Source organism: Variovorax multivorans (assembly GCF_051216835.1).
Lineage (GTDB): Bacteria > Pseudomonadota > Gammaproteobacteria > Burkholderiales > Burkholderiaceae_C > Variovorax.
Window position 1 is genome coordinate 559,636 of record NZ_JBPJZL010000002.1, and the last position, 25,947, is coordinate 585,582.

Below are 25,947 nucleotides of genomic sequence, written 5' to 3' on the forward strand. Positions count from 1 at the left end.
TCGCCCCCTGTGAGCGGGGGTCGAGAAACATGCTAACTACCGAATATGACGGTTTGTGACAGTCAGATGTCGGTGGCTATTTCCTGGGTAATGCGCAGGAATTTCTCGATGTCGGCGACGGAATTGCAATGCAGCGGCGACACCCGCACAGTGCCCGCGAGCCCGAAGGATTCGAGCATGCGCTTCGAGTAGATGCTGGTTGCCACGCGCTCGTAGACCGTCACGCCGCGCTTGCCGTACTCGACCACGGCCTGCGTGCAGTCGATGCGGTCGAAGCCTATGCCCAGGATCAGGTCGCGCTTGGTCAGGTCTTCGTGATCGAGGAAGACGTTGACGCCCTTCATCTCGCGCATGCCGGTGGCGTTCGCGTTGCCGTCGAGCAGCAGCGCCAGCAGCGCGCGCTCGTGCAGCTCGATGTGCGTGATGCCCGCGACGAACAATGCGCGGCGGTCGGTGGCATCGCTGAAGTGGCCACCAAGCCAGCAAACGTAGTCGACGATTTCGGTGAGCACCGCGAACTGCCACGGCGCGGCGCTGCCCAGGTCCCAGTAGTCGGGCTTCTTGCCCGCCAGCTTGTGGTGCGGCAGCACGGCCGCGCGCTCGGACACCCATGAGAGCCCCGAGCCCCGGCAGCCGAAGAACTTGTAGGGCGCGAGGTTGATGCCGTCCACCGGCGTCTTCTGCAGGTCGATGAGGCCGTGCGGCGCGTGCTGCACGGCGTCGACCAGGATGTAGAGGTCGGGCTTGATCTCGCGCGCGCGGCGCACGATCTCGGCCATGTCGAGCTTGGCGCCGGAGATGTTCGACGCATAGATCACGTTGAGCAGGCAAGTGTCTTTGTCGACCAGCCGCACGATCTCTTCCACGTCCACACCGCCGGTGACGGGGTTGCTCTGCGCCACGCGCAGCTCGCGGCCCAGGCGCTGGGCGTAGAGGCTCATCGCATCGAAGGCCGACGGGTGTTCGAGCACAGTGGTGACCATGTTCGTGCCCGGCACGTTCTCGGCGATGGCGCGCACCATGTCGAACATGGCGCCCGAGGCGCTGAACGAGGCGTACACGCTGCCGCCCGTGGCGTTGAGGATGGTGCGCAGGTCTGCGCTGCCCTTGGCCTGGATGTCCTGCAGCTCGACGGCCGTGGCGTGGATGCGCTCGGCGTTGTCGGGAATGGCATCGACCTGCGCGAAGCGCTCGACCGCGGCCTTCAGGCGGAACGAGCCGCCGGCGTTGTCGAAGTACAGGCGCTCGCGGCCGTGGTGGTCATGGTCGACCTGCAGGAAGCGGGCTTTCACCTCGCGCATCAGCGCATCGGAAAAAGCCTGGCCGCGGTCGAGATCAGGAAGCTGGAGAGTCATCGCTCAGACGCCCTTGTTGTTCGGGTTCTTGTAGATCTCGCGCACCGCGTCCGTCATCGGGAAGTTGAGGTTCGCGTTCTTCGGCGGGATCGGCGAGAGGAACCACTTGGTGTAGAGCTGCTCGATGGCGCCCGACTTCATGAGGCCCGTGACGGTCTCGTCGACCAGCGCCTTGAACTGCGGGTCGTCCTTGCGCAGCATGATCCCGTAGGGCTCCTGGCGCAGCGATTCCTTCAGGATCTTGTAGTCGCCCGGGTTGGTCGCGCTGGCGATCATGCCGGCGAGCTGCACGTCGTCGAGCACATAGGCGTCGGCGCGGCCGGTGGACAACAGCAGGAAGCCGTCGGAAGTGTCCTTGCCGGCGATCTCGTTCACTTCGATGGTGCCGCTCTTGCGCGCGCCGCGCAGCAGCTGGATCGAGGTGCTGCCCGAGACGGTAGCCACGTTCTTGCCGTTGAGGTCGCCCAGTGCATTGATGCCCGAAGCCTTCTTCACCGCGGCGGTGATGTTGGTGACGAAGTGGCTGGGCGCGAAGTCGACCTGCTGCTGGCGCTGCGTGGTGTTGGTGGTGGTGGCGCAGTCGAGGTCGACGGTGCCGTTCTGCAGCAGCGGAATGCGGTTGGTCGAGTTGAGCATGGTGTAGCGCACCTCGATCTTGGCCAGGCCCAGCTTGGCCTTCACGGCGTCGACGATCTTCAGGCAGATGTCGTTGGTGAAGCCGATGGGTGCGCTGTCGGCGCTGAGCTTGTACGAGAACGGGATCTGGCTGTCGCGCGCGCCGATCTGGATCGTGCCGCTCTCCTTGATCTTCTGCAGCGTGCCGCCGTCCTGGGCGCTGGCGGCGCCGCAGGTGAAGGCAAAGACAAGTCCGAGCGCGAGGGGCAGTTTCTTGAAGTCCATGGAGAGTTCCTTGAAGAGTCGATGACGTTGGTCGAACGCGGTGGTTTTGGCGAATCTTCGGCTTCGCGATGAATTTCTAAAAGCGATTTTTTGTGATCGAATTGCATGAATAAAAGCGTTCTTTCGGCCAGCCTTCACAGGAGCAACGCACCGTGATGACCTTCAAGCAACTCGAAGCCCTGTACTGGATCGCCCGGCTCGGCGGCTTCGCGCAGGCGGCCAACCAGCTCAACACATCGCAGTCGGCCATCTCCAAGCGGGTGCACGAGCTGGAGCAGCTGTTCGACACCGAACTGTTCGACCGCAGCCAGCGCGCCGCGCGGCTCACCGAGAAGGGCGAAGAGATGTTCGTGCTCGCCCGGAAGCTGCTGGAGCAGCGCGACGCCGCCGTCGAGCAGTTCGGCAAGCCCGGCGTGGTGGAACGCCGTATCCGCGTCGGCGTGACCGAGCTGACCGCGATGACGTGGCTGCCGCGGCTGGTCGGACTCATCCAGCAGCACTACCCCAAGGTGATCCTCGAGCCCGACGTGGACGACAGCCTGCAACTGCGCGACAAGCTGCTGGCCGACGAGCTCGACCTGGTCATCGTGCCCGACACCTTTGCCGACTCGCGCCTGCCGCACAAGGTCATCGGCCAGGTGAAGAGCTCGTGGATGTGCAAGCCCGGCGTGGTGCCGGCCAATGGCACCTTGCGGCTGCACGAACTGGCGCGACACCGCATGCTGGTGCAGGGCAACAACTCGGGCACGGGCCGCGCCTACGACGCGTGGATGAAAGAGCAAGGCGTGCAGCCCGCCAACGTGATCGTGGTGAGCAACCTGGTGGCGCTGACCGGGCTCACCGTGTCGGGGCTGGGCGTGAGCTACCTGCCGCGCGAGTGCCTGCAGCCGCTGGTGGCGGCGGGCATGCTTACGGTGATCGACGTGACGCCAGCCTTGCCGGTGGTGCGCTACGTGGCGATGCACAAGGGCGAACACCGCAGCGCGCTCACTTCGTCCATCGTGATGCTGGCGCAGGAATGCTGCGACTTCACTCGGATGTTCCAGGCGCAGGCGGATGAGGAGTCGGTGCGGGATTGATCGCGGGTGAGAACGCCTGCCTCGTTGCCGTCAGAGCGTCAGAAAGGCGGCGATCAGCAATGCCACTGCAGCGACGATCGACGCCACGGCGCCGACCATGTTGCCGAGATAGACCAGCTTCCCCCACCCTGCCGTGCCTTCGGAAGACAGCCCACGCTGCCCCGAGATCGCCGCCAGCGGCGTCGACACGCAGAACCCGTAGGCCGACACGATCAGCGCAACGGCAATGAGCCAGAGCATCCATGCAGGAACGGTGAGCCAGGGCAGCACGGCCGCCGTCGCGAGCATCAGCGTCGCACCAATGGGCAGGCTCAGATGCGCGACGCGCCACGAGTTGACGATGTGAGCGGCGGCTTCACACTTGATCGCCTTCGCATAGGGTGCGCCCAGCAACAGCCCGAACAGGAGAACGATGGCGCCATGGAAGACGAGGTGACGCGCGGCGGGGTGCATGTATGCGGTGATGTGGCGATGGGAGCCACATCCTACCGGGCCGGACTTGTGTGGCGCCCCTGCGGGGAACACCTCAGTCGTTGTGCTCGACGGGGGACAGGTCCGGGTGCAATTGCCGCAGCGCCAGCGACAACTGGAGCACTCGCTCCCGCGCCCCCGGCTCACCCCGGGCCAGTGCGCCCAATGCTGCTTCGTAGTCGTCAGTGAGCTGCTGCCACAGCTCGAAATCGGCGCCAAGGCCTTCAGCGTCCTTGTCCATCTTTGCTCCAAGTCGGAATTCGACGGCCGGTGAGTGCGTCAGTTTGACCGATTTTTGCCGGGAGCGTTAGAACTTTAGGGGTCGTGGGGTCATATCCAACTGGATACGACGCAGTGCCGGTGCCACAGCCGCTGACTTTGAGGACCGCTGATTCGGGGTTGTCCTTATGAAAATATCTTTCAAACAATCCAATAATTGACGTCAATATAGACGGCGTTACGCGACATTTTCGTCAAATCAAGTAAATTAAGAAAAAGTCTTTCATTTCAGGCGCCTGCTTCCCGCTCACCGTCGCAAGACGACCATCAGAAAGTGCCCATGACCATCACCGTGACACGCCAGGATGCTCGCTACAACACCCTGAAAAAGGGTTTCAACCTGCGATGGCCTGCAACGGAGTCAGACGCCGCTTCGCGCATCGAACTGGCGGAGAACGCTGGCGATGCAGCCGCTGCCCTGCAGCGCATCGTCGATGCTGGCCTTCGGCCCACGTTGCGCAGCGGTGGGCATTGTTATGAAGACTTCGTCTCCAACAACCCCGACGGCGCGATCCTCGACCTGAGCCTGCTCAACCAGGCGAGCCCCACCAGCGGCGACGGGCGCTATCGCGTCGGCCCCGGCACGCAGAACTGGAACGAATACCTCGACCTGTACAAGCGCAGCAACGTCACGCTGCCTGGCGGCTCCTGCTATTCGGTCGGCGCGGGCGGGCACATTTGCGGCGGCGGCTATGGCCTGCTGTCGCGCCTGCAGGGGCTGACGGTCGATTGGCTTTCGGCGGTAGACATCCTCACGGTCGACTCCCGCGGCAAGGTAGTGCCACGCACCGTGGATGCGAGCCGCGAGCCCGATCTGTTCCGCGCATGCCGCGGCGCGGGCGGCGGCAACTTCGGCGCGATCACCAGCTACGTGTTCGACACCCTGCCGCCCGCGCCGCGCGAGGTCGCGCTGGCGGTGGTCGCGTTCGACTGGGCCACCATGACGCCCGAGCGCTTTGCCGCCCTGCTCTCCACCTACGGCGAATACTGGGCAACGCGCGGCAAATCGCCCGACACCTGGGGCATGTTCTCGCTGCTCAAGCTCACGCATCGCTCGTCGGGCCAGATCGTGATGCTGACGCAGTTCTGCAACCCCGACGGCACCTGCAACGACCTGACGGTGCTCAACGAATTCCTCGATCGCTTTCGCGCCTGCGCGCCGGTGCCCGCCAAGGGCCGGCCGCCGGGCGTGGGCCCGGCACCGCAGCGCGACGCGGGGCAGCTCCTGTGCTCCAAGCCACACACGGTGACACGCTACGACTGGCTCACGGCCACCCAGTACCTCAACGGCTCGGGCGACAACCAGCGCGGCAAATACAAGTCGGCCTACATGAAGCAGAACTTCAGCGCTCGCGAGGCGCAGCGCATCTACACGCACCTGACGCGCGTGATACCGGGTGTCGACCTCAGCCAGTCGCTGGTGCAGGTCGATTCGTACGGCGGCGCCGTCAACAAGCCCGAACGCATCGCCGACACCGCGGTGCCGCAGCGCGCTTCGATCATGAAGCTGCAGTACCAGACCTACTGGCGCGATGCGAAGGACGATGCCGGGCATCTGCGCTGGATCGGCGATTTCTTCCGCGACGTGTACGGCACGCCCGACGTACCCGAACGCTACGCCGGCACGCCCTACCCCGGCGAGCGCTACGAGGGCTGCTACATCAACTACCCGGACAGCGACATGCTGGCCTACCCGTTCTGGTCGCAGCTCTACTACGGCGACCAGGGGCTCTATGACTTCCTGCGGAAGGTGAAGCGTCGGTATGACCCGAACAACATCTTTCATCACGCCATGTCGGTACGGCCCTGAAATGAATCCCGGCTTTTCGAGGCGCTGCGTTTCGGGGCGCGATCACGCCGACGGGGTACCTTGCTCCGCGAATGTCCCCCGGCCTTCGGCCTCCTCCTTTATTTCGCTGCGCAAGGCACCCCATCGGCGTGATCGATGGGCGCAGCGCTTGTACGGCCGGCACAACGACCACGCTCATGTGCGAATGGCACCGGGTGCTCCCCGCAGCGAAATAAAGGAGGAGGCCGCAGGCCGGGGGACATTCGCGGAGGGGAGTACCCGGTGTCATTCGCACACACCATGAACAGAAGCCACTGAGTCCAATCAAGAGAGGAACCCCATGACACAACGCCGCACAGTCATGCAATGGATCGGCAGCACCTCCGCCCTCGGTGCCCTGACGCCATGGCTGCCTGCCAATGCGCAAGCTCCAGACGTAGCTGCCAGCCGCAACACACCCACACCGCGTTTCGCCTATGTCGGCACCTATACCAGCGACGCCCCGGGCGGCACAGCCGGCGGACCAGCATCGAAGGGCATCTATGTGCTCGCCATCAACGACGGTGCCTGGACGCAAGTGCAAGCGGTCCCAAGCGCGAACCCCTCGTTTCTCGCCGTGCACCCCAGCCAGCGATTTCTGTACGCGATCAACGAAATCGATAGCTACCAGGGCCTGCCCACCGGAACGGCCGAAGCCTATGCCATCGATGAGCGCAGTGGCCGCCTGACGCTGATCAACCGCCAGCCGCTGTCACTGTCGGGAGTGATCCCGGCACATCTCGCCGTGTCGCCCGACGGGCGCGCCCTCGTCGTGGCGCTGTATGGCGGCGGCGCCTACAACGTGTTGCCGATCAATGCAGACGGCAAGCTCGGCAAGGTCTCGAGCATTGAAAAGGAAACCGGCTCCGGCCCCGACACCGAAAGGCAGGAATCGCCGCACCCGCACATGGTGCAGTTCGATGCCTCGGGCCAGCGCGTGCTCGCTACCGACCTCGGCAGCGACCGCATCAACGTCTTCACGCTCGCCGATGGCAAGCTGGCATTGCTCGGCCGCACGGCCACGCAGCCCGGCAGCGGCCCGCGCCACCTGGCGCTGCATCCGTCACAGCGCTTTCTCTATCTGGTGAACGAACTCGATGCCACCGTCGCCTGCTTCGGCTACGACGCGGCGAGTGGCAAGGTAGGCGAACAACGCCAGCAGATCTCGACCGTGCCGGAAGGCTTCACCGGCCAGAGAAATTCGGCGGCGCTGGTGATGCATCCCTCCGGGCAGTTTCTCTACGCGAGCAACCGCCGGCTGAAATCGGAGCACCCGCTGGCCGACAGCATTGCAGCATTCCGCGTCGATGCAACCAGCGGCACGCTGACACCGCTGCAGCACTGGAGCGAAGGCCTGCGCTTCCCGCGCGCGCTGGCGATGGCGCCCAGTGGCAGTCACCTCTACGCGCTCAGCCAGAAAGGCGACACCATCCTGCGTCTGCGCATCGACCCCGCGAGCGGCAAGCTGGACCAGCCGGTGCAGGTGGCACAAGTGCCGACACCGGCCTGCCTGGTGTTTGCCTAGTCAGTTCCCGCGCGTGAGCATCTTGCCCGCACGCGCCAGCACCCGTGCTTCGGCCTCGCCGCCGCGGTAGGCCAGCACGCCATTCACGAACACACGCTCCACACCCAGGCTCACGCCATGCGGCTGGTCGTAGGTCGCGGTGTCGGCGATGGTCTCGGGGTCGAACACCACCACGTCGGCCATCGCGCCGGTGCGCAGCAGTCCGCGGTCGGCGATGCGCAGGTTGCGCGCGGTCATGCCGGTCATCTTGTGCACCGCCTGCTCCAGCGTGAACAGCCTGCGCTGGCGCCAGTAGCGCGCGAACACGCGAGGGAAAGCACCCCACAGGCGCGGATGCGGATGCCGGTCGTGCGGCAGGCCGTCGCTGCCGATCATGGTGAGCGGATGCGCGATGACGCGCTCCACGTCTTCTTCCTGCATCTGGAAGTAGCAGGCGCCGCCCGGTTTCAGGCGCAGGCAGGCTTCCTGCTCGGTGACACCCCACTCGCGCGCGATGTCGGAGACCAGGCGCCCCATCATCTCCGGATGCGGATCGGACCAAGTCAGCAGCACATCGATCACGCCATCGACAAGATCTTCGCGCAGCACGGTCGAGCCGGCCACGTAGGGATACACGTCCATCGCGATCTTCTGGCGCTGCGCCAGCGACTCGATCAGCGGCAGCGTCTCCTTGGTGCGGCCCCAGTTGGCGGGGCCGGCGCACTTGTGGTGCGAGATGACGAGCGGCACGCCTGCGTTGAAGGCCGAGTCGCCGGCCTCGTGCAGCGCCTCGATGATCTGTTGCATCTCGCTGCGCAGATGCGTGGCGTACACGCCGCCGTGGCGGGCCACGACGCGCGCCAGCGCCGTCACCTCTTCGGCGGGCGCAGCAAAGGCCTCTTCGTAGAACAGGCCCGACGACATGCCGTGCGCACCGTCGGCCATGCAGCTGTCGAGCAGCGCTTCCATGCGCGCCAGCTCGTCGGCGCTGGCGGGGCGGTCCAGGGCTTCCATGGTGGCAAAGCGCAGCGTGGTGTGGCCGACCAGCGCTGCCACGTTGAGCGCCGGCTGCGTCGCATCGACGGCAGCGCGGTACTCCGCCATGGTCGCGTGCTTGAACGAATCGGCACCCAGCAGCGTGAGCGGCGGCAGCGACTGCGGCGTGCGGTAGGGCGCGAGCGAGATGCCGCAGTTGCCCGTCACCACCGTGGTAATGCCCTGCGACACCTTGGGCAGGCACAGCGGGTCGCGCAGCACGATGGCGTCGTCGTGCGTGTGCGCGTCGATGAAGCCGGGCGCGATGACCTTGGCGCGGCAGTCGACGACTTCGACGTCGGCCAGTGCAAGGCCATCGGGCAGCCGTTCGCGCAGGCCTTCGCCGAGTGCGACGATGCGGTCGCCCTGCAGCAGCACGTCGCCGGGCCACGAAGGGCCACCCGAGCCGTCGACCACCAGGCCAGCTTCGAGCAGGATGGCCTTGCCTGTCGTCGCACTCACGATGCGGCTCCCTTGTTGCTATTGATGCCGCCGCCGTCCCAGCTTTGCAGCGGGTGTGTAGTGGCGTCGATGCCGTGGCGCTGAAAGGCCTCGCGCGCGCGCTGAAGGCGCTGCACGGCGGGCTCGCCGCGGCGCTGGGCCACGAGCACGGTAAGAATCTCGATGGCCGTGAGGTGCGTCAGGTAGGCGTCGATGCCCACGTGCATCACCGCGTCGTCGGGCACCGAAAGGCCAAGCAGAAAGTCGGCCTTGGCCGCGAGCGCCGTGCCGGGCCGCGTGAGCGCGACCACCTTGGCGCCCTGCCCGCGCGCAATGTCCACCGCATCGAGCAGCGAGGGCATGCCGCCCACGTGCGAGATGGCGATGACCACGCCGCCCGGCCGCTGCGCCGCGCCGGCCACCTGCTGCAGGTGGTAGTCGGCCCAGGCATTGGCCGAGAGGCCCAGCCTGAAGAGCCGCGCCTGAAGGTCGTTGGCCATGAACCATGATGTGGCGCCCGCGCCGTACAGATCCACGTGCGGCGCCGCTGCAATGGCCGCCACGGCGCCATCGAGCACCTGCATGTCGAGCTGGCCGCGCACGCCGGAGACCGAGGCCGCCGCGCTGCGCGCGATCTTGCCGACCACTTCGTCGGCCGCGTCCTCGATGTTCACGCGGCGGTGCAGCGGTGAGCCGCCGAGCGCCAGCTCCTGCGCGAGCGCGAGCTTGAACTCGCGCAGCCCGGCAAAGCCGAGGTCGCGGCAGGTGCGCATGATGGTGGGCACCGAGCTGCGCGAGCGCTCGGCCAATTGCTCGAAGCTTTCTTCAAGCACGCGGTCGGGGTCTTCGAGGATCAGGTCGAGAATCGCGCGCCGCGTCGCCGGGGCGTCGCTGCGGATCTGCGCGATTTTCTGAAGCAGGGAGGGTGTCATCGCAGCGTGCTCAGAAGTGCATGGCGACGGCGTCGCTCACGCGGTAGTCGTTCTCGACCACGGGCATCCAGTGCCACTTGTCGAAAGTGGTGCAGGGGTGCGAAATGCCGAGGCCGACGCGGTCGCCGACCTTGGGCGCTTCGGCTTCCTCGTTCGCATCCCAGCGCAGGTAGGCGTGCTGGTCGTTGAGCGCGGTGATCTTCCAGCCCGCAGGCACGACCTGCGGCTGCAGCGCGCCGCGTGCCGCGCGTGCGATGGGCACGGGCAGCGAAAGATCAAAGGAGATGTCGCGCTTGCCGACCGCAAGAATCGCCAGGCCCGGCTCGGGGCGCGATTGCACCGTGGCCCAGACCTCCATCGCGGGCACCAGGCTCTCGCCACAACCACAGCCCAGGCGCTCATCGACCGCGCTCACCATGCGCTTGTAGAAGCCATGGTCGTGCGTAACGTAGCAGCCCGAGCGCAGCAGGCCGCGCACCGGCGCGCCGAGCGCGGGCTTCAGGCGCCCAGCCACGAGATCGAAGATGGCGGAGCCACCGGCCGAAACCAGCACCTCGCCGGTCTCGAAAAGCTTCTCGGTATCGCAATGGCGCGCAACGGCTTCCACGCGGTCCATCAGCGTCTTCGCATAGGCCGCGTCGGGCTCGCTCTGGCCGGTGGCGCCCTGCCCTTCGTAGCACTCGATGCCCACAAGCTTCACTGCATCGCTCGCGCGCAGCCGCGTGGCCAGCGCCACGGCTTGCTCGTGCGTGCGGCAGCCGGTGCGCGCGCCGTCGACGCCGATCTCGATCATCACCTCGAAGGGCACGCTCGCGGGGTGGCGCTTCGCCCAGTCCTCGATCAGCGCGAGCTGCGCCAGCGAATCGACCAGGAACACGATGCGCAGGTCGACATGCTCGCTCAGCAGCATCTGGATGCCCGCGAGGTCTTCGTCGCTCACCACCTGGTTGGCGATGACCGTGCGACGCGCGCCAGCCGCCACGCCAACAGCCAGCTGCGTGACTGTGGCAAAGGTCAGGCCCCACGCGCCGGCGTCGAGCTGGCGCTGGAAGAGCTGCGGCGACATGGTGGTCTTGCCATGCGGCGCGAGGTCGATGCCCCACTCGCGCACGCGCGACTGCATCCACGCGAGGTTGTGTTCGAGCGCCTCGCGCTTGAGCACAGCCAGTGGCAGCGGCAGGTCACCGGCGAGCACGTTCCATCCGGCAGCGCCGATCTCGCTGCGGCGGCGCGGCGCCTGGGTGCGCGGGTAGCCCTTGAAGTTGCTGCCCAGCAGCGGGTCGTTGAAATCGTTGGCGGCGACGGCTTTGTCAGTCATGGTCTATGCGGCAATGTTGGAGAGCAGTTCTTTGCGGATGCAGGCGCTGTAGTGTCCTGCCGAAATTTCTTCGAGCGGCGGCACGGTCTGCGCGCAGGCTTCGATGGCATGCGGGCAGCGCGTACGAAACACGCAGCCCGAGGGTGGCGATATGGGACTGGGAATGTCGCCCTTGAGCGCAATGCGCTCGGTCGCCACCTCGGGGTCGGGCTTCGGGCTCGCAGCCAGCAGCGCCTGCGTGTAGGGGTGCGAGGGCCGCGCGAACAGCTCCTCGGTGGTGGCGACTTCCATCACCTTGCCCAGGTACAGCACCACCACGCGGTCGCACAGGTACTCGACCACGTCGAGGTCGTGCGATATGAAGAGCATCGTCAGGCCCAGCCGCTCGCGCAGGTCGGCCAGCAGGTTGATGACCTGCGACTGGATGGACACGTCGAGCGCCGACAGCGGCTCGTCGGCCACGATGAATTCGGGCTCCACGGCCAGCGCGCGCGCCACGCCGATGCGCTGGCGCTGCCCGCCCGAGAACTCGTGAGGAAAGCGGCTCGCATGCTCGGCGCGCAGGCCCACGGTCTCGAGCAGTTCGGCAATGCGCTTGTCGCGCGCCGCCGCGCCCTTGTGCAGGCCGTGCGTGGACAGCGCCTCGCCGAGGATGGCGCTGATGCGCATCTTCGGGTTCAGGCTGGCGTACGGGTCCTGGAAGATGATCTGCAGCTTGCTGCGCAGCTTGCGCATGCGCTCGCCCGACAGCGTGCCGATGTCGTCGCCCCGGTACAGCACTTGCCCGCTGGTGCGTTCGAGCAGGCGCAGCACGGTGCGGCCGATGGTGCTCTTGCCCGAGCCCGATTCGCCGACCAGGCCCAGCGTTTCGCCGGGCTGGATGGCGAACGACACGTCGTCGACCGCACGCACCGGGCGGTCGCTGCTGCCGAAGTATTTCTTGAGTCCGCGGACTTCGATGAGGGGAGCTGCGGTGGTCATCGTGGGTATTCGGTATTGGCTCCTTCTCCCGCTTGCGGGAGAAGGCGGGGGATGAGGGTGCATGCGAAGGCCGCTGGGGTCACCCTCACCCCAGCCCTCTCCCGCAAGCGGGAGAGGGAGCAAGACGGAGGCGGCGTGCGCGTCATGCGACCCTCGCCAATGGTTGCGCCGGCTGCACGCGGATGCAGCGCGCCTGGCGGCCGTGGTGCGTTTCGATCAGCGGTGGCATCTCGGCGGCGCAGCCGGCCAGCGCGAGGTCGCAGCGCGGCTCGAAGGCGCAGCCCGGCGGCGGTGCCAGCGGGCTCGACACCTGGCCGCGAATGGCGAACAGGCGCTTGGGCTTGGGCTGGCCGGGCAGGCGCGCCTTGCCCGGCAGGCAGGCCAGCAGGCCCTGCGTGTAAGGATGCTCGGGCTGCGCGAACAGCGGCCGCACCGGCGCGCTTTCGACCACGCGGCCCGCATACAGCACCACCACGTCGTCCGCATGGTGCGCGACCACGCCGAGGTTGTGCGTGATGAAGAGGATGCTCATGCCCGTCTCGGCCTGCAGCCGGCGCATGAGTTCGAGAATCTGCGCCTGGATGGTCACGTCGAGCGCGGTGGTGGGCTCGTCGGCGATCAGCAGCGTCGGGTCGCAGGCCATGGCCAGCGCGATCATCACGCGCTGGCGCATGCCGCCCGAGAGCTGGTGCGGATACTCGTGAATGCGCTGCGCGGCGGCCGGTATCTCGACCAGCTCCAGCATGCGCAGTGCGTGCGCCAGCGCTGCCTTGCGGTCGAGGCCCTTGTGCAGGCGCACGCTTTCCGCGATCTGCTCGCCGATGGTGAACACCGGGTTCAGGCTGGTCATCGGCTCCTGGAAGATCATCGACAGCTGGTTGCCGCGCAGCGAGCGCATCTCGCGCTCGCCAATCTGCAGCAGGTCGAGCGTCTTGCCTTCGCGCGTCACGAAAGAAGCTGTGCCGCTGACCTGCGCGTTCGCGGTCTTGGGCAGCAGACGCATCAGCGTGAGGCTGGTAACCGACTTGCCCGAGCCCGATTCGCCGACCAGCGCGGTCGTCTTGCCGGGCTGTATGGAGAAGCTCACGTCGGCCACCGAACGCACGAGGCCATCTTCGGTGGGGAAGCTGGTGCTCAGGTTGCTGACCGTGAGACGCGGGGTGTTGGTGGCGTTGTTCATCACGATGTCTTCTTGAGCTTCGGGTCGAGCAGGTCGCGCACGCCATCGCCCAGCAGTTGCAGCGACAGCGCCGTGAAGATGATCGCGAGCCCCGGGAACAGCACCACCCAGAAGGCCTGGTGCGCGTACTGCTGGCTGCCCGCGACCATGGTGCCCCAGGTCGGGATCTCGGGCGGCACGCCGACGCCGAGGAAGGAGAGGCCCGCCTCCGCCAGGATCGCGTACGCGAAGATGAACGACACCTGCACAAGGATCGGCGACATCAGGTTCGGCAAGATGTGCCGCCACAGGATGCGCGAGGTGCGTACGCCCAGCGCGCGCACGGCTTCGACGAACAGCAGTTCGCGCACCACCAGCGTCGAGGCCCGCACCACCCGCGCCACGCGCGGCGTATAGACCAGCACCAGCGCAAGCACAGTGTTCATCAGCGAGGGCCCGAGGATGGCCACCAGCGCAATGGCCAGCAGGATGTCGGGGAAGGACATCATCGCGTCGACCACGCGCATCAGCGGCGCGTCGAGCCGGCGGAAGAAGCCGGCCATCAAGCCCAGCACCGTGCCGGCAATGACCGCGCCCAGCGCGGTGAGCGCCGCGATGGCCAGCGAGTAGCGCGCGCCGTGCACGATGCGCGAATACAAGTCGCGGCCCAGTTCATCGGTGCCGAGCAGATGCTCGGCGCTCGGCGCCTTCAGGCGCTCCAGCACGGCCGTGTCGTTGGGGTCGATGGAGGCGAACAGCGGCGCGCCGATCGCGAGCACCGCGATCACCAGCAGCACCAGGGCAGAAACCATCACGATGCGGCGATGCATCAGCTGACGGAGCATTCGGGGCATACGCATCGCTCAGACCTTCACGCGCGGATCGACCACCGCGTACAGCAGGTCGATCGAGAAATTGATGAGCACATAGATCGCGGCAATCACGAGCAGCGCACCTTGAATGACGGGGTAGTCGCGCCGCAGCACGGCACTGACCACGAGGTTGCCCACACCAGGCAGGCCGAACACGGTTTCGGTGATGACGGCGCCGCCGATCATCAGCGCGACCGTGAGGCCGATCACCGTGACGATGGGCACCAGCGCATTGCGCAGCGCGTGCTTGAGCACCACCGTGCTTTCGCTCAGGCCCTTGGAGCGCGCGGTGCGCACATAGTCTTCACCGAGCACGTCGAGCATGGAGGCGCGCGTGAAGCGGATGATGAGCGCGGAGTTCAGCAGGCCCAGCACCGTCGCCGGCAGCACCAGCGAATGCAGCCGTTCGGCCAGCGCCGCATCGGGCGCGCCATAGCCCGACACCGGGAACCAGCCGAAGGACACGGCAAAGATCTGGATCAGCACGATGCCGAGCCAGAAGCTCGGAATGCTCGCTCCCAGCATCGCGACGCCGGTGAACAGCTGGTCGATAACGCGGCCGCGGAACACGGCGGAGACGATGCCGCACGGAACGCCGATCAGCGCCGCGATAGCCACCGCCATCAGCGCGAGCAGCGTGGTGGGTTCGGAGCGCTCCCACAGCGCCTGCGTCACGGGGCGCTGCAGGAAGATGGAAGTGCCCAGGTTGCCCTGCAGCACCTCGCGCAGCCAGTAGCCGAACTGCACGGGCAGCGGCTTGTCGAGGCCGTACTCCTTCTGCACGCGGGCGATGTCGGCCGCGGTGGCCTGGTCGCCCAGCAGCACCGAAACCGGATCGCCCGAGGCCGCGCGCGTGAGCACGAAGACGAGCACCGCCACGATGGCGAGCACGACGAGCATGCCGGCCGCGCGGGAGGCGATGTAGCGGAACATCGATTTCTTCATCACGCGGAAAACTCGATGGCGGCGGCGCTGCCTACCGCAACGTACTGGCCGGTGAACTTGATGTCGCCGCCCTGCACGCGGAAGACGGTGACGTTGTCGCCCTGCTTGTTGTGGCACACGTAGAGGAACCTGCCGCTCGGGTCGAGCGTGCAGCTGCGCGGGTAGTTGCCGCGCGACCACTCCTCGCGCACCAGCGTGGGTGCGCCGGTGCGTGCGTCGATTTTGAAGAGCGAGATCGAGTCGTGCAGGCGGTTGAGCGACACGAAGTGCTGGCCGTCCGGCAGCATGCGGATGCCCGATGCGTAGCTGGTGCCCTTGAAGCCCTTGGGCAGCGCCGAGGTTTCGCTCACCAGCGTGAGCACACCCGTGGCGTTGTCGTAGCGCATGAAGGCGATGGTCGATGCCTCTTCGTTCACCAGGTAGAGCCACTTGCCGTTCGGGTGGAACACGAAATGCCGCGCGCCCGAGCTTTCCGACACGGCCACCGTGCTCGGCTGGCTCAGCACGCCGGTGATGCGGTCGAAGCGGTAGGAAATGACGCGGTCCAGCCCAAGGTCGGCCACCAGCACGAAGTTGCCCTTCGGGTCGGCGTGCACCATGTGCGCGTGCGGGCCGTCGTGGTCGCTGGTGGCAAAGCCTTCGTGCGAGCGCGCAGCTGCAGGCACCACGTCGGCGCCGGGCTTGCAGGGCGTGGATGCGCCGCAGGCCTCGATGTCCTTGTAGACGACTGCGGGAACATTGGCATCGGGCGTGCCGTCGGCGCGCAGCGCGATCACGCTGACGTCGCCGCTCGCGTAGTTGGCCGTGAACAGGAAGCGGCCGTCGGGGTGCACGCTGATGTAGGCCGGGTCCTTGCCGCCGCAGGCCGTCTCAGAGACGAACGACAGCGCGCCGTCCGCGCCAATGCGAAAGGCCGAGACCGAGCCGGCCTCGAACTCGTTGGCCGCATAGAGCATCGGCAACTTCGGATGGCGCGCGAGCGACGCGGGGTTGCGCAGCTTCGCGCCCTCGCCCGCACTGGTCACCGCCGGCGGCGCGCCGAGGATGGGCTTGAGCGCTCCGGTGGCGCTGTCGAGCACGAACTGGTGCACGCCCAGTCCGCGACCGCCACGCCACGGCTTGCCGCCGTCGCTGTAGGTGCCGACGTAGGCGTAGACGGGGCCGGAGGTTGCGGCCTGGACGGTAGAGGCCGTGAGGCCGAGGGCTCCGAGGCCGGAGGCCAGTGCGCTGGCTTGCAGAAGTTGGCGACGCGATGGCATGGCGGGGTTCCTTGCGGCCTTACTTGATCTTCGCGTTCCAGAAGAACGGCCAGGTCGCGGGCGTGTAGTTGTCCAGCGCCGGGCTCTTGGCCGAGAGGCCGTTGAACTTGCCGACGTTGATGTACGGCACTTCGTCATACACGACCTGCTGCACCTTGCCCCACAGCGCACCGCGCTTGGCAGGGTCGCTCTCGACGTTGAAAGCCTGCAGCGCCGACTTCTTGGCGGGCGTGTCCCACCAGCCGGGTGCGCCGTCGCCGAGTTGCGGCGGCGAGAGCATCGGCTCGGGGAACTGGCCCGAGTGCGTGACGTAGATGTCCCACAGCTTGGCGTCGTTGCGGCGCTGCACCAGCGTGGCCCAGTCGACCACGTTGAGGTCGACCTTGAAGCCGGCGCGCTTGAGCTGCTCGGCCATCAGCAGCGCCATGTTGTAGTGAAAATCGTACTGGCGGCTGGTGAGCACGCGGATCGGCTCGCCCTTGTAGCCGGCCTTGGCCGCGGCTTCCTTGGCCTTGGCGGCATTGCGCTGGTTGTACTGGTCGGTGCCGGCCGTTGAATAGAACGGCGAGCCCTTGGGGAAATGGTTGCCCTCGGCCACGAAGAAGCGCGTGTCGCCGAAGCCGGCCGCGAGCATTTCGCCTTCGCCCAGCGCGGTCTGGATCGCCTGGCGCACCGGCTGGCTGGCGGCCACGCCTTCCTTGGTGTTGAGCACGAGGTACGGGAAGCCGAACGAGGGCGTCATGATCGGCACGGTCTTGCCGCCGGACTTTTCCAGGCGCGGCAGGGCCTCCACCGGCAGCAGGTCGGCAAAGTCGTACTGGCCGGCCAGCGCGCCTTCGACGCGCGTGCTGGCGTTGGGCACGGGCACGAAGCGCAGCTCTTCGATGGCCGCCTCGCGCTTGCCGCCGTAGCCGCTCGCGGGCTCCTTGCGCGCCGTGTACTTGTCGAAGCGCGTGAGCAGCACGAACTGGTCGGGGCGGCGCTCCTTGAACTTGTAGGGGCCGGTGCCGACGAAGTCTTTCAGCGGCGAGGCGATGGAGTCCTTGGCCATGATGGCGGCCATGCCGCTGGGCAGCGCGAGCTGCGAGAGCAGCGGTGCATACGGTTCCTTCAGCACCACCTCGACCGCCAGCGGGCCCTTGGCCTTGAGGCTGTCGATTTCCTTGCCCACGGCCTTGCCGCGCGGCGACTGTTCCATCCAGCGCTGCAGGCTGGCGACCACATCGTCGGCCGTGAGTTCGCGGCCGTTGTGCAGCATCACGCCGCGGCGCAATGTGATGGCGTAGGTCTTGCCGTCGGCCGAGATCTTCGGCATGCCCTCGGCCAGCATCGGCACCACGTTCCACTTGGCGTCGAAGGTGTAGAGCGTCTCGTACACGTGCTGCATGATGGTTCCGACCAGGTCGGCGGTCGAGGCCATCGGGTCGAGCGTCTGCGGCTCGGCCACCATCGCCAGCGTGGCGAAGTTGCGCGGGCCCTGGGCCTGGGCGCTCTGGTAGGGCAGCGCGGCGCACAGCATCGCGAGCAAGGAAGCGCCCAGCAGGCTGCGCTTCGACAGCATGGGCAGGCGCTGGACAAGACCGACGTGGGGCATGGGGAACTCCTTGATGGGGCGGGCGAGTTTGTGAAAGAAAATTTCTCTTCGGCCCGGACTTTGAAGCAGTATTCATGCCAAATCATCCGTGTTAACCCTCGATAGAGGGTTTCTCTGAAATAGATTTTCAGATTGGATGGATACTCGCCAATCCCCTTCCATCGTTCACTTCAACCCCAGGAGCCCTCCCATGCCTCTCGAATACCTCGGCGCCCCGCCCCTTGCCTCCGACCGCCAGGTTCGCCCCTTCTCCCCGGCCGTGCGCGCCGGCGACTTCGTCTATGTGTCGGGCCAGGTGCCCGCCAACAAGGACGGCGAGATCGTGGTGGGCGGCATCGAGGCGCAAACGCGCCAGGTGATGGAAAACCTCAAGACCGTGCTCGCGCTGGCCGGCGCCACGCTCGACGACGTGTGCAAGAGCACCGTCTGGCTGCAGGACGCGCGCGACTTTGGTGCCTTCAACCGCATCTACATGAGCTACTTCGGTGAAAACAAGCCGGCGCGCTCGACGACCGAGGCGCGGCTGATGGTCGACGCCAAGGTCGAGATCGACGTCGTCGCCTACAAGCCCAAGGCCTGATCAGGCCTGCAGTTCGGTCTTGCGCTGGATGATGCGCGAGACCAACCCGTACTCGACGGCCTCCGTGGCCGAGAGCCAGCGGTCACGCTCGATGTCGGCCAGCACCACGTCGATGGGCTTGCCGGTTTCGCGCGCGATCTCGTGCGCGATGCGCTGGCGGGCCTTGATGATTTCCTGCGCCTGAATGGCGATGTCGGTCGCCTGCCCGCCCGCGCCGCCGCTGGGCTGGTGGATCAGGAAGCGCGTGTTCGGCAGGCACACGCGGCGCTCGCGCGGCGCCGCCAGGAACAGGTGCGTGGCCGCACTGCCGACCCAGCCGGTGCCGATCATGTTCACCGGCGCGCTGATGAAACGCACGATGTCATGAATGGCATCGCCCGACTCCAGGTGCCCGCCCGGCGAGCTCACGAGGATGTCGATGGGCTTGTCGGGGCTGTCGGCGTCGAGTGCGATGAGCCGGCGCGTCACATCGGCCGCCACCGAATCGCTGATGGTCCCGAAGATCAGCAGCGTGCGCGACTTGAACGCCTTTTCCTCCAGATAGGAGTTGCGCGGCTCGGCGGTGGCGGCGGGCTTGGTGTCGTCTTCGGATTCCATTGAAAACATGGGCTGCATGGAGAAAGCTCCTGTGGTTGAACTGTCTTGACGAACAAGCCCACAGTTTCGTGACATTGCGCGCTATGGCAAGCTGCGGCGATGCTCGATGAACGCTATCTCTCGCAATTCCCGGCGCTGCGAAGCCGGCTGGTTCGCGCAGCGGCGCGAATGCTGGGTGGTCCGGCGGATGCCGAAGACGTGGTGCAGGAAAGCTACCTGCGCGCGCTCGAAGCTGGCGACATGCCCGAGCCCGATTCGGTGCAGGCCTGGCTGACGACGGTGATGCAGAACATTGCCATCGACAAGTTGCGGCGGGAGAACTGGATGCAGCGCTGGCTGCGCGATGCTGAAGGGCTTGCGCCCGAAGCACCTTCGGCGGAAGCCGATGCGGCGCAGGCCGAGTCCATTGAACAGGCGCTGCGCCTGATTGCCGCCAGGCTGTCGCCTTCGGACGGCGCCGCGGTGCTGCTGCGCGAAGTATTCGAAGCCAGCTTCAAGGAAATTGCCCAAGCCAGCGGCAAGACCGAGGCGGCTTGCCGGCAGCAGTTGCATCGGGCGCTGCTGCGTCTTCGGCAGGACAAGGACGGAACAGAAAGCGGCTCGGAAGCGGCCTTCCATGTGTATCGGCAGGCGCTGAGCGACTGCGATGCACGAACGCTGTTCGCGATGCTGCGGCAGCCGCCGACGCGTGCTGTCGCAGTGTCGGCAACGGCTGCCCCAAGGCCTGATGCTCCGCGCGTGGTCTGCCAGATGATGCAGATCGGCGGCCGGCTCGGCCTTGTGCTCACGCTGGGTGGAAAGGTGTTGTGCGTGCTGCCGCTGGATGTGCGGCAACAGGAAGAAATGACCGAACTGCTGGCTGTCTAGCCCGCCAGCCGCCCCGCCACCAACTGCAGCACCCGATCACACCGCTTCGCCAGATCCTGGTCATGCGTGACCATCACGAAGGCCGTGCCATGCCGGTGCGCAAGTTCGAGCATCAGCTCGAACACCGTGTCCGCCGTGCTGCGGTCGAGGTTGCCAGTGGGCTCATCGGCCAGCACGCAGGCCGGTTGCGTGACCAGTGCGCGCGCAATCGCAACCCGCTGGCGTTCGCCGCCCGACAGTTCGGCCGGCCGGTGATGCAGGCGCTGGCCCAGCCCCACGCTCTCGAGGATCTTCGTGGCCGACTGCGCGGCCGCATGGGGCTCCACGCGCCGGATCTTCAGCGGCATGGCCACGTTGTCCAGCGCGCTGAACTCGGGCAGCAGGTGATGGAACTGGTAGACGAAGCCCAGGTGCTGGTTGCGCAGCCGCCCCTGCTCCGCCGCATCGGCGTGCGCGATGTCCTTGCCCAGCAGTTCGACCTTGCCGGCCGTGGGCTCGTCGAGCCCGCCCATCAAATGCAGCAGCGTGCTCTTGCCGGAGCCCGAGGCGCCGACGATGGCCAGCGTTTCGCCGGCATGCACGTCGAGGTCCACGCCGTGCAGCACGGTCAGGTCGAGCCGGCCCTCGTGGAAGCGCTTGGTGAGTCCACGGGCCTTCAGAACAACTTCACTCATAGCGCAAGGCCTCAGCCGGGTTCACGCGGCTGGCGCGCCAGCTCGGGTACAGCGTGGCCAGGAAGGCCAGCACGAGGGAGATGATTGCAATGGGCATGATGTCGCTGCGCTGCGGATCGCTCGGCATCTTGCTGATCAGGTAGATGTCCTTCGGCAGGAAGCTCGCGTGGAACAGCTGCTCCAGGAAGGGCACGATCACGTCGATGTTGTAGGCGATGCCAAGCCCCAGCAGCAGCCCGGCCACGGTGCCGATCACGCCCACCATCGCGCCCTGCACCACGAAGATGCCCATGATGCTGCGCGGCGAACTGCCCAGCGTGCGCAGAATGGCGATGTCGGCACGCTTGTCGGTCACGGTCATCACCAGCGTGGAGACGAGGTTGAAGGCCGCCACCGCCACGATCAGCGTGAGGATGATGAACATCATGCGTTTCTCGACCTGCACGGCCGCGAACCATGTCTTGTTCTGGCGCGTCCAGTCGCGGATGAGGAACTCGCCCGGCAGGGTCACTGCCAGCTGGTCCGCCACGTCGCGCGCCTCGTTGAGGTTCTTGAGCTTCAGGCGGATGCCGGTCGGCCCTTCGAGGCGGAACACCTTGGCCGCGTCCTGCTCGTGGACCATGGCCAGCGCCGAGTCGTACTCGTAATGGCCCGAATCGAAGGTGCCGACCACGGTGAACTGCTTGAGCCTCGGCACCACGCCCGCCGGCGTGACCTGCCCGCCCGGCGCCACCAGCGTGACCTGGTCGCCCGGCTGCACGAAGAGCGAGCGCGCCAGCTCGGCGCCGAGCACGATGCCGAACTCGCCCGGCACCAGCTTGTCGAAGGTGCCCTTCGAGGCGATGCCGTTGATGTCGGTGACTTCGGGTTCGAGCTTGGGATCGATGCCGCGCACGATCGTGCCCTTCATGTCCTCGCCGCGCGCAATCAGCGCCTGCGTGTTGATGAAGGGCGCCGCGCCGATCACTTCGGGGTGCTTGCGCGCCGCAGCCATGATCTGGTCGAGGCTTTGCAGCGCCTGCCCGTCGCGCGAGAAGATCTCGATGTGCGACACCACGCCGAGCATGCGGTCGCGCACCTCCTTCTGGAAGCCGTTCATCACACTGAGCACAATGATCAGCGCCGCCACGCCCAGCGCGATGCCGAGCATCGAGACACCGGAGATGAAGGAGATGAAGCCGTTGCGCCGCGTCGCCCGGCCTGCGCGCGTGTAGCGCCAGCCGAGCTGCAGTTCATAAGGGAGTCGCATCAAATTTCCCGCCGAGCCGCCTCAAGGGAAATTTGCCCGCCCTCGGGGGGCAGCGAATACACGAAGTGAGGAGCGAGGGGGTAGGTCATACGGCGGAATTGTGGCATTCCGGATGACCTCAGGGCTTCCCGGACAATAGGGAGATGGCCGAAACCCTCCCACGTCACTTGTTGATCCCCTTTGCCGGCCGCGGTTCCCCGGCATGCCGCGCGGCGCTGCCGACGCTTCGGCTCCCCAATCTCGAAACCCTGCTGCAGCGCCTCACCCTCGCGGACACCGACACACAAGACGAAAGCACGCGCTCGCCTCCGCATGAACGCGCGCTGGCGCAGGCGCTGGGCATCACGGCCGCCGACGGCTGCATCCCCTGGGGCGCGCTCGATGCGCGGCGGCTGGGCATCGCCGCACCCGGCGACACCGAAGGCTGGGGCGTCGTCATGCTGTGCAACTGGCAGGTCGGCATCGACGACGTGGTGCTGGGCGACCCCGCCGCCATCGAGATCGACGCCGACGAATCGACCGCCCTGCTGGAAGCCGCGCGTCCCTTCTTCGAGGAAGACGGCATCGTGCTGCACCCCTCCCCCGTGCCCGGCCGATGGCTGGCGCGCGCGCGCATCTTCGACGGGCTGGCCACCGCCTCCATCGACCGCGCCGTGGGCTACCCGATCTCGCAATGGTCGCCGCTGGCCGATGCCGCGCGGCCGCTGCGCCGGCTGCAGAACGAAATGCAGATGCTGCTGTACACGCAGCGCGTGAACGACGACCGCGCCGCGCGCGGCGTGCCACCCATCAATTCGTTCTGGCTCAGCGGCACCGGCGCGCTGAATAAAGAAGCCGCACCTGCCGCGGCACCGACAGTGAGCGACGCCCTGCGCATCGCCGCCCTGCGCGACGACGGCATGGCCTGGGCCGCCGCCTGGCAAGAGCTCGATGCGGGCCCCGTCGCCGCGCTTCTGGCCGACTACACGCGCGGCGACACCGTGTCGCTCACGCTGTGCGGCGACCGCACCGCCCAACGCTACACCGTGCAGCCGCGCGGGCTGGCCGGCTGGGCCAGGAGCCTGTTCGACCGCAAGCGGGCCGCCACCGTGCTGGAGGCGCTATGAAGATCATCGCCCGGGAGATCCCCCCGCGCACCGTCTGGGCGCTGGAGCAGGCCGGCGTGCATCCGCTGCTGGCAAGGCTCTTTGCCGCCCGCGGCGTGCGCGCCAAGGAAGAGCTCGACGACGGCCTCGCACGCCTGCTGCTTCCCGACACGCTGCGCGGCACGCACGAGGCCGCGGTGCTGCTGGCCGACGCCATCGCCCAAGACAAGCGCCTGTGCATCGTCGCCGACTACGACTGCGACGGCGCCACCGCCTGCGCGGTCGGCGTGCGCGGCTTGCGCCTGCTGGGCGCCAAGCACGTGAGCTACCTCGTGCCCGACCGCGTGGTCGATGGCTACGGCCTCACGCCGCCCATTGCCGAGCGCGTGGCCGACAGCGGTGCCGACATGCTGATCACCGTCGACAACGGAATCGCCAGCGTCGAAGGCGTGGCCGCCGCCAAGGTGCGCGGCCTGCAGGTGCTGGTAACCGACCACCATCTGCCCGGCCCCGAGCTGCCTTCGGCCGACGTGCTGGTCAACCCGAACCAGCCCGGCTGCGAGTTCGAGAGCAAGAGCATCGCCGGTGTCGGCGTGATGTTCTATGTGCTGCTCGCACTGCGCTCCGAGCTGCGCAAGCGCGGTGTGTTCGACACCGCCACTCAGCCCAAGCTCGATGTGCTGCTGCCGCTGGTCGCGCTCGGCACGGTGGCCGACGTGGTGAAGCTCGACGCCAACAACCGCCGCCTTGTGGCGCAAGGCCTGCGCCGCATCCGCGCCGGCACGATGCCCGCCGGCGTGGCTGCGCTGTTCAAGGCCGCTGGCCGCAATGCATCGGCGGCCACCACATTCGACTTCGGCTTTGCCCTCGGCCCGCGCATCAACGCCGCCGGCCGGCTGGCCGACATGACGCTGGGCATCGAATGCCTGCTGACCGACGACGCAGGCCGCGCCGAGGAACTCGCACGCATGCTCGACGGCATCAACCGCGAGCGGCGCGACATCGAGGGCGGCATGCGCGACCAGGCGCTGCTGCTGGCCGAATCGCTGTTCGCCACCGACGGCGAGGGCATCGAAGCCCCGCCGCCGGCCATCAGCGTGTTCGACGCGGGCTTTCATGAAGGCGTGGTGGGCATCGTGGCCTCGCGCATCAAGGACCGCTTTCACCGCCCCACTTTCGTCTTCGCCGCGAGCGGCGCGCCGGGCAAGGAGCAGGAGCTGAAAGGCTCGGGCCGGTCGATTCCGGGCTTCCATCTGCGCGACGCGCTCGATCTCGTGGCCAAGCGCCACCCTGGCGTGCTGCTGCGCTTCGGCGGCCATGCGATGGCGGCTGGCTGCACGGTCGCGCGCGAGCACTTCGAGACTTTCGAGAAAGGTTTCGCACAGGTGGCCGGCGAATGGCTGGCCGAGGCCGCGCTCACGCGGCAGATCGAGACCGACGGGCCGATCGAGCGCGAGTACATGCGCATCGACCTCGTCGACACGCTGCACCGCGAGGTGTGGGGCCAGGGCTTTGCGCCGCCCACTTTCAGCGAAGAAGTGGAAGTGGTGTCGCAGCGGCTGGTGGGCGAGAAGCACCTCTCGCTCAAGCTCAGGCACCAGGGTCAGCCTATCGACGCGATCTGGTTCAGCCACACCGAGCCGCTGCCGCCGAAGGTCAAGCTGGCGTTCCGGCTCGATGCCGATGAATGGCAGGGCGTGCGCAGGCTGCGCTTCCTGGTCGAAGGCGCTGAGTTTTAAGGGGCCTCGATGTTCGACGGCGTGAGCTACGGCCTGCTGGCCGGCCTGACGACCAGCGGCCTGATGCTGCTGCTGGTGTTCGGCACGCAGGTCCACGGCTGGTACGCGTTGAGTTGCGCGTGCGCGCTGGTGGCCTTCGCCGGGTTGAACAGCCTCGCGCCTTCCGCGCAATTCGCGCAATGGCCCGCGGCGGCGCTGGTGCTGTGGACGGCATGCCGTCTGCAGTTCGTGCGGCAATTGCTGCGGCTGGAAGATTTCGCGCCCCGACTCGACCGGGTCGCGCAGGCAACGCTGGTCATCTTCGCGATCGCCACCCTCTATGCCGCGCTCGAAACGCAGCGCCTGTGGACACTGCGCATGGTGCAGGCGCTGGCTGTGGCTTCCACCATGGTCCTCGCGGCGGGCGCTGTGAAGGTGCTGCGCCGCCAGCCGTGGCCGGCAGCGCTGTTCCTGGCCGGCGCGGCACTGCTGCTCGGCGGCCTCTCGACCGAGCGGATGTCGGCCTGGATCGGGCCGGCGTGGGCGCCGCCCCAGCCGAACCTGGTGCAGGCCGCGGTGATCGCCGAACTGGTGGTCTTCATCTTCGCGCTCGGCATGCGCCTGCGGGGCGATAGCGCCGGCGAGGCACGCACGCAGCAGAAGGCGGGAGACTCGGGCACCGACGCGCTCACCGGCGCCGCCAGCCGCGCCGGCTTCGAGAAACGCGGCGAGGAATGGCTGCACAACGGCCGGCCTTTCTCGCTGATGCTGATCGACCTGAACGGCTTCGAGGCCGTGAACAAGCGGCATGGCCGCGCGGGCGGCGACGCGGTGCTGGCCGCCATCGCCCAGCGCCTGCGCGAGCAGGTGCGCGCCGACGACATGGTCGCCCGGCTCGGCAGCGACGAGTTCGCGATTCTTCTGGTCGGCAGCCCGCCGCGGCAGAAGCTCGCGGAGATGGCCATCCGCATCGAGACCGCAGGCGCCAGGCCGGTGGCCTACGAAGGCCGGCTGCTCGCGGGCGGCGAGCTCAGCATGGGCATTGCCTGCCACCCTGCCGACGGCAGCACGCTGGCCGGCCTGCTCGAATCGGCCGGCCGCGCGCTTCAGCATTGCAAGCGGCAGCGCATGGGGCCGGCCTACGTCTTCGCGGGGGAACATGCGGGCGGCGCGGCGGCACGTGAATGATTTCTTCGTAAACGTTGTCGCGCGGAGCGAAATCTTC

General features: G+C 67.1%; 24 protein-coding genes. 8 read left to right on the forward strand and 16 right to left on the reverse strand.

Going from position 1 to position 25,947, the window contains the following annotated elements; all coding sequences use genetic code 11:
* Window positions 1–62: 62 nt before the first annotated feature.
* Together ACSFCA_RS06230 and ACSFCA_RS06235 are read right to left on the reverse strand one after the other, a co-directional pair.
* A complete protein-coding gene (locus ACSFCA_RS06230; protein WP_435458968.1) occupies window positions 63–1,355 on the reverse strand; it encodes an aminotransferase class V-fold PLP-dependent enzyme in 1,293 nt (430 codons plus the stop codon).
* Between the two features lie 3 nt (window positions 1,356–1,358).
* The gene (locus tag ACSFCA_RS06235) at window positions 1,359–2,255 is read right to left on the reverse strand and encodes a transporter substrate-binding domain-containing protein (RefSeq protein ID WP_097199933.1); all 897 of its coding nucleotides are present in this window, start codon (window positions 2,253–2,255) and stop codon (window positions 1,359–1,361) included.
* 155 nt (window positions 2,256–2,410) lie between these two features.
* Between ACSFCA_RS06235 and ACSFCA_RS06240 the strand changes: the two genes are divergently transcribed.
* Window positions 2,411–3,334, forward strand: coding sequence for a LysR family transcriptional regulator (locus tag ACSFCA_RS06240; RefSeq protein ID WP_435459060.1), 924 nt, complete (start codon window positions 2,411–2,413; stop codon window positions 3,332–3,334).
* A gap of 30 nt (window positions 3,335–3,364) precedes the next feature.
* Here ACSFCA_RS06240 and ACSFCA_RS06245 read toward each other — a convergent pair whose 3' ends face one another.
* The gene (locus tag ACSFCA_RS06245; RefSeq protein ID WP_435458969.1) at window positions 3,365–3,787 is read right to left on the reverse strand and encodes a styrene oxide isomerase; all 423 of its coding nucleotides are present in this window, start codon (window positions 3,785–3,787) and stop codon (window positions 3,365–3,367) included.
* A gap of 73 nt (window positions 3,788–3,860) precedes the next feature.
* Window positions 3,861–4,046: a hypothetical protein gene (locus tag ACSFCA_RS06250; RefSeq protein ID WP_258350921.1), complete on the reverse strand. Its 186-nt coding sequence runs from the start codon at window positions 4,044–4,046 to the stop codon at window positions 3,861–3,863.
* 318 nt (window positions 4,047–4,364) lie between these two features.
* Here ACSFCA_RS06250 and ACSFCA_RS06255 point away from each other — a divergent pair, with 318 nt between their 5' ends.
* Window positions 4,365–5,894: an FAD-binding oxidoreductase gene (locus tag ACSFCA_RS06255; RefSeq protein ID WP_435458970.1), complete on the forward strand. Its 1,530-nt coding sequence runs from the start codon at window positions 4,365–4,367 to the stop codon at window positions 5,892–5,894.
* Window positions 5,895–6,213: 319 nt separating this feature from the next.
* On the forward strand, window positions 6,214–7,437 hold the full coding sequence (locus ACSFCA_RS06260) for a lactonase family protein (protein ID WP_435458971.1): 1,224 nt from the start codon (window positions 6,214–6,216) through the stop codon (window positions 7,435–7,437).
* Here ACSFCA_RS06260 and ACSFCA_RS06265 read toward each other — a convergent pair whose 3' ends face one another.
* The 9 genes from ACSFCA_RS06265 to ACSFCA_RS06305 form a co-directional block, all read right to left on the reverse strand.
* Complete coding sequence (locus tag ACSFCA_RS06265; RefSeq protein WP_435458972.1) at window positions 7,438–8,913, reverse strand: N-acyl-D-amino-acid deacylase family protein; 1,476 nt, start codon at window positions 8,911–8,913, stop codon at window positions 7,438–7,440.
* The gene (locus ACSFCA_RS06270) at window positions 8,910–9,824 is read right to left on the reverse strand and encodes a MurR/RpiR family transcriptional regulator (RefSeq protein WP_093048748.1); all 915 of its coding nucleotides are present in this window, start codon (window positions 9,822–9,824) and stop codon (window positions 8,910–8,912) included. The genes ACSFCA_RS06265 and ACSFCA_RS06270 overlap by 4 nt, the downstream gene beginning before the upstream one ends.
* A gap of 10 nt (window positions 9,825–9,834) precedes the next feature.
* Window positions 9,835–11,142 carry an amino acid deaminase gene (locus tag ACSFCA_RS06275; RefSeq protein WP_435458973.1) on the reverse strand — a complete coding sequence of 436 codons (1,308 nt, stop codon included), beginning with the start codon at window positions 11,140–11,142 and terminating at the stop codon, window positions 9,835–9,837.
* A 3-nt stretch (window positions 11,143–11,145) separates the two neighbouring features.
* The gene (locus ACSFCA_RS06280; RefSeq protein WP_258350927.1) at window positions 11,146–12,123 is read right to left on the reverse strand and encodes an ABC transporter ATP-binding protein; all 978 of its coding nucleotides are present in this window, start codon (window positions 12,121–12,123) and stop codon (window positions 11,146–11,148) included.
* A gap of 142 nt (window positions 12,124–12,265) precedes the next feature.
* Entirely contained in the window at window positions 12,266–13,303 is a 1,038-nt protein-coding gene (locus tag ACSFCA_RS06285) for an ABC transporter ATP-binding protein (RefSeq protein ID WP_435458974.1), read from the reverse strand.
* Window positions 13,303–14,142, reverse strand: coding sequence for an ABC transporter permease (locus ACSFCA_RS06290; RefSeq protein ID WP_093048736.1), 840 nt, complete (start codon window positions 14,140–14,142; stop codon window positions 13,303–13,305). The genes ACSFCA_RS06285 and ACSFCA_RS06290 overlap by 1 nt, the downstream gene beginning before the upstream one ends.
* A 3-nt stretch (window positions 14,143–14,145) precedes the next feature.
* Window positions 14,146–15,087 carry an ABC transporter permease gene (locus ACSFCA_RS06295; protein ID WP_258355349.1) on the reverse strand — a complete coding sequence of 314 codons (942 nt, stop codon included), beginning with the start codon at window positions 15,085–15,087 and terminating at the stop codon, window positions 14,146–14,148.
* A gap of 11 nt (window positions 15,088–15,098) precedes the next feature.
* Window positions 15,099–16,358, reverse strand: coding sequence for a lactonase family protein (locus ACSFCA_RS06300; RefSeq protein ID WP_435458975.1), 1,260 nt, complete (start codon window positions 16,356–16,358; stop codon window positions 15,099–15,101).
* Between the two features lie 19 nt (window positions 16,359–16,377).
* Window positions 16,378–17,952, reverse strand: coding sequence for an ABC transporter substrate-binding protein (locus tag ACSFCA_RS06305; protein WP_435458976.1), 1,575 nt, complete (start codon window positions 17,950–17,952; stop codon window positions 16,378–16,380).
* Between the two features lie 190 nt (window positions 17,953–18,142).
* Here ACSFCA_RS06305 and ACSFCA_RS06310 point away from each other — a divergent pair, with 190 nt between their 5' ends.
* Complete coding sequence (locus ACSFCA_RS06310) at window positions 18,143–18,532, forward strand: RidA family protein (RefSeq protein WP_093048728.1); 390 nt, start codon at window positions 18,143–18,145, stop codon at window positions 18,530–18,532.
* Here the strand turns inward: ACSFCA_RS06310 and ACSFCA_RS06315 are convergent, their stop codons facing one another.
* Window positions 18,533–19,147, reverse strand: coding sequence for an ATP-dependent Clp protease proteolytic subunit (locus ACSFCA_RS06315; protein WP_435458977.1), 615 nt, complete (start codon window positions 19,145–19,147; stop codon window positions 18,533–18,535).
* A gap of 81 nt (window positions 19,148–19,228) precedes the next feature.
* On the opposite strand from ACSFCA_RS06315, the gene ACSFCA_RS06320 reads away from it, so the two are divergent.
* Window positions 19,229–19,996, forward strand: a complete 768-nt coding sequence (locus ACSFCA_RS06320) for a sigma-70 family RNA polymerase sigma factor (protein ID WP_435458978.1) — start codon at window positions 19,229–19,231, stop codon at window positions 19,994–19,996.
* Here ACSFCA_RS06320 and lolD read toward each other — a convergent pair.
* Both lolD and ACSFCA_RS06330 read right to left on the reverse strand, forming a co-directional pair.
* On the reverse strand, window positions 19,993–20,670 hold the full coding sequence (gene lolD, locus ACSFCA_RS06325) for a lipoprotein-releasing ABC transporter ATP-binding protein LolD (RefSeq protein WP_307613754.1): 678 nt from the start codon (window positions 20,668–20,670) through the stop codon (window positions 19,993–19,995). The two genes, ACSFCA_RS06320 and lolD, sit on opposite strands and share 4 nt — an antisense overlap.
* Window positions 20,663–21,919 (reverse strand): lipoprotein-releasing ABC transporter permease subunit, encoded by a 1,257-nt coding sequence (locus ACSFCA_RS06330; RefSeq protein WP_435458979.1) that lies wholly within the window; start codon window positions 21,917–21,919, stop codon window positions 20,663–20,665. The genes lolD and ACSFCA_RS06330 overlap by 8 nt, the downstream gene beginning before the upstream one ends.
* Window positions 21,920–22,062: 143 nt before the next feature.
* Here ACSFCA_RS06330 and ACSFCA_RS06335 point away from each other — a divergent pair, with 143 nt between their 5' ends.
* Genes ACSFCA_RS06335 through ACSFCA_RS06345 form a run of 3 tightly spaced genes read left to right on the forward strand, consistent with a single transcriptional unit; the run spans window position 22,063 to window position 25,910 of the window.
* Window positions 22,063–23,025 carry a hypothetical protein gene (locus ACSFCA_RS06335; RefSeq protein ID WP_435458980.1) on the forward strand — a complete coding sequence of 321 codons (963 nt, stop codon included), beginning with the start codon at window positions 22,063–22,065 and terminating at the stop codon, window positions 23,023–23,025.
* The gene (recJ, locus tag ACSFCA_RS06340) at window positions 23,022–24,743 is read left to right on the forward strand and encodes a single-stranded-DNA-specific exonuclease RecJ (protein ID WP_435458981.1); all 1,722 of its coding nucleotides are present in this window, start codon (window positions 23,022–23,024) and stop codon (window positions 24,741–24,743) included. The genes ACSFCA_RS06335 and recJ overlap by 4 nt, the downstream gene beginning before the upstream one ends.
* A 9-nt stretch (window positions 24,744–24,752) precedes the next feature.
* Entirely contained in the window at window positions 24,753–25,910 is a 1,158-nt protein-coding gene (locus tag ACSFCA_RS06345; protein ID WP_435458982.1) for a GGDEF domain-containing protein, read from the forward strand.
* The last annotated feature ends 37 nt before the right edge of the window (window positions 25,911–25,947 follow it).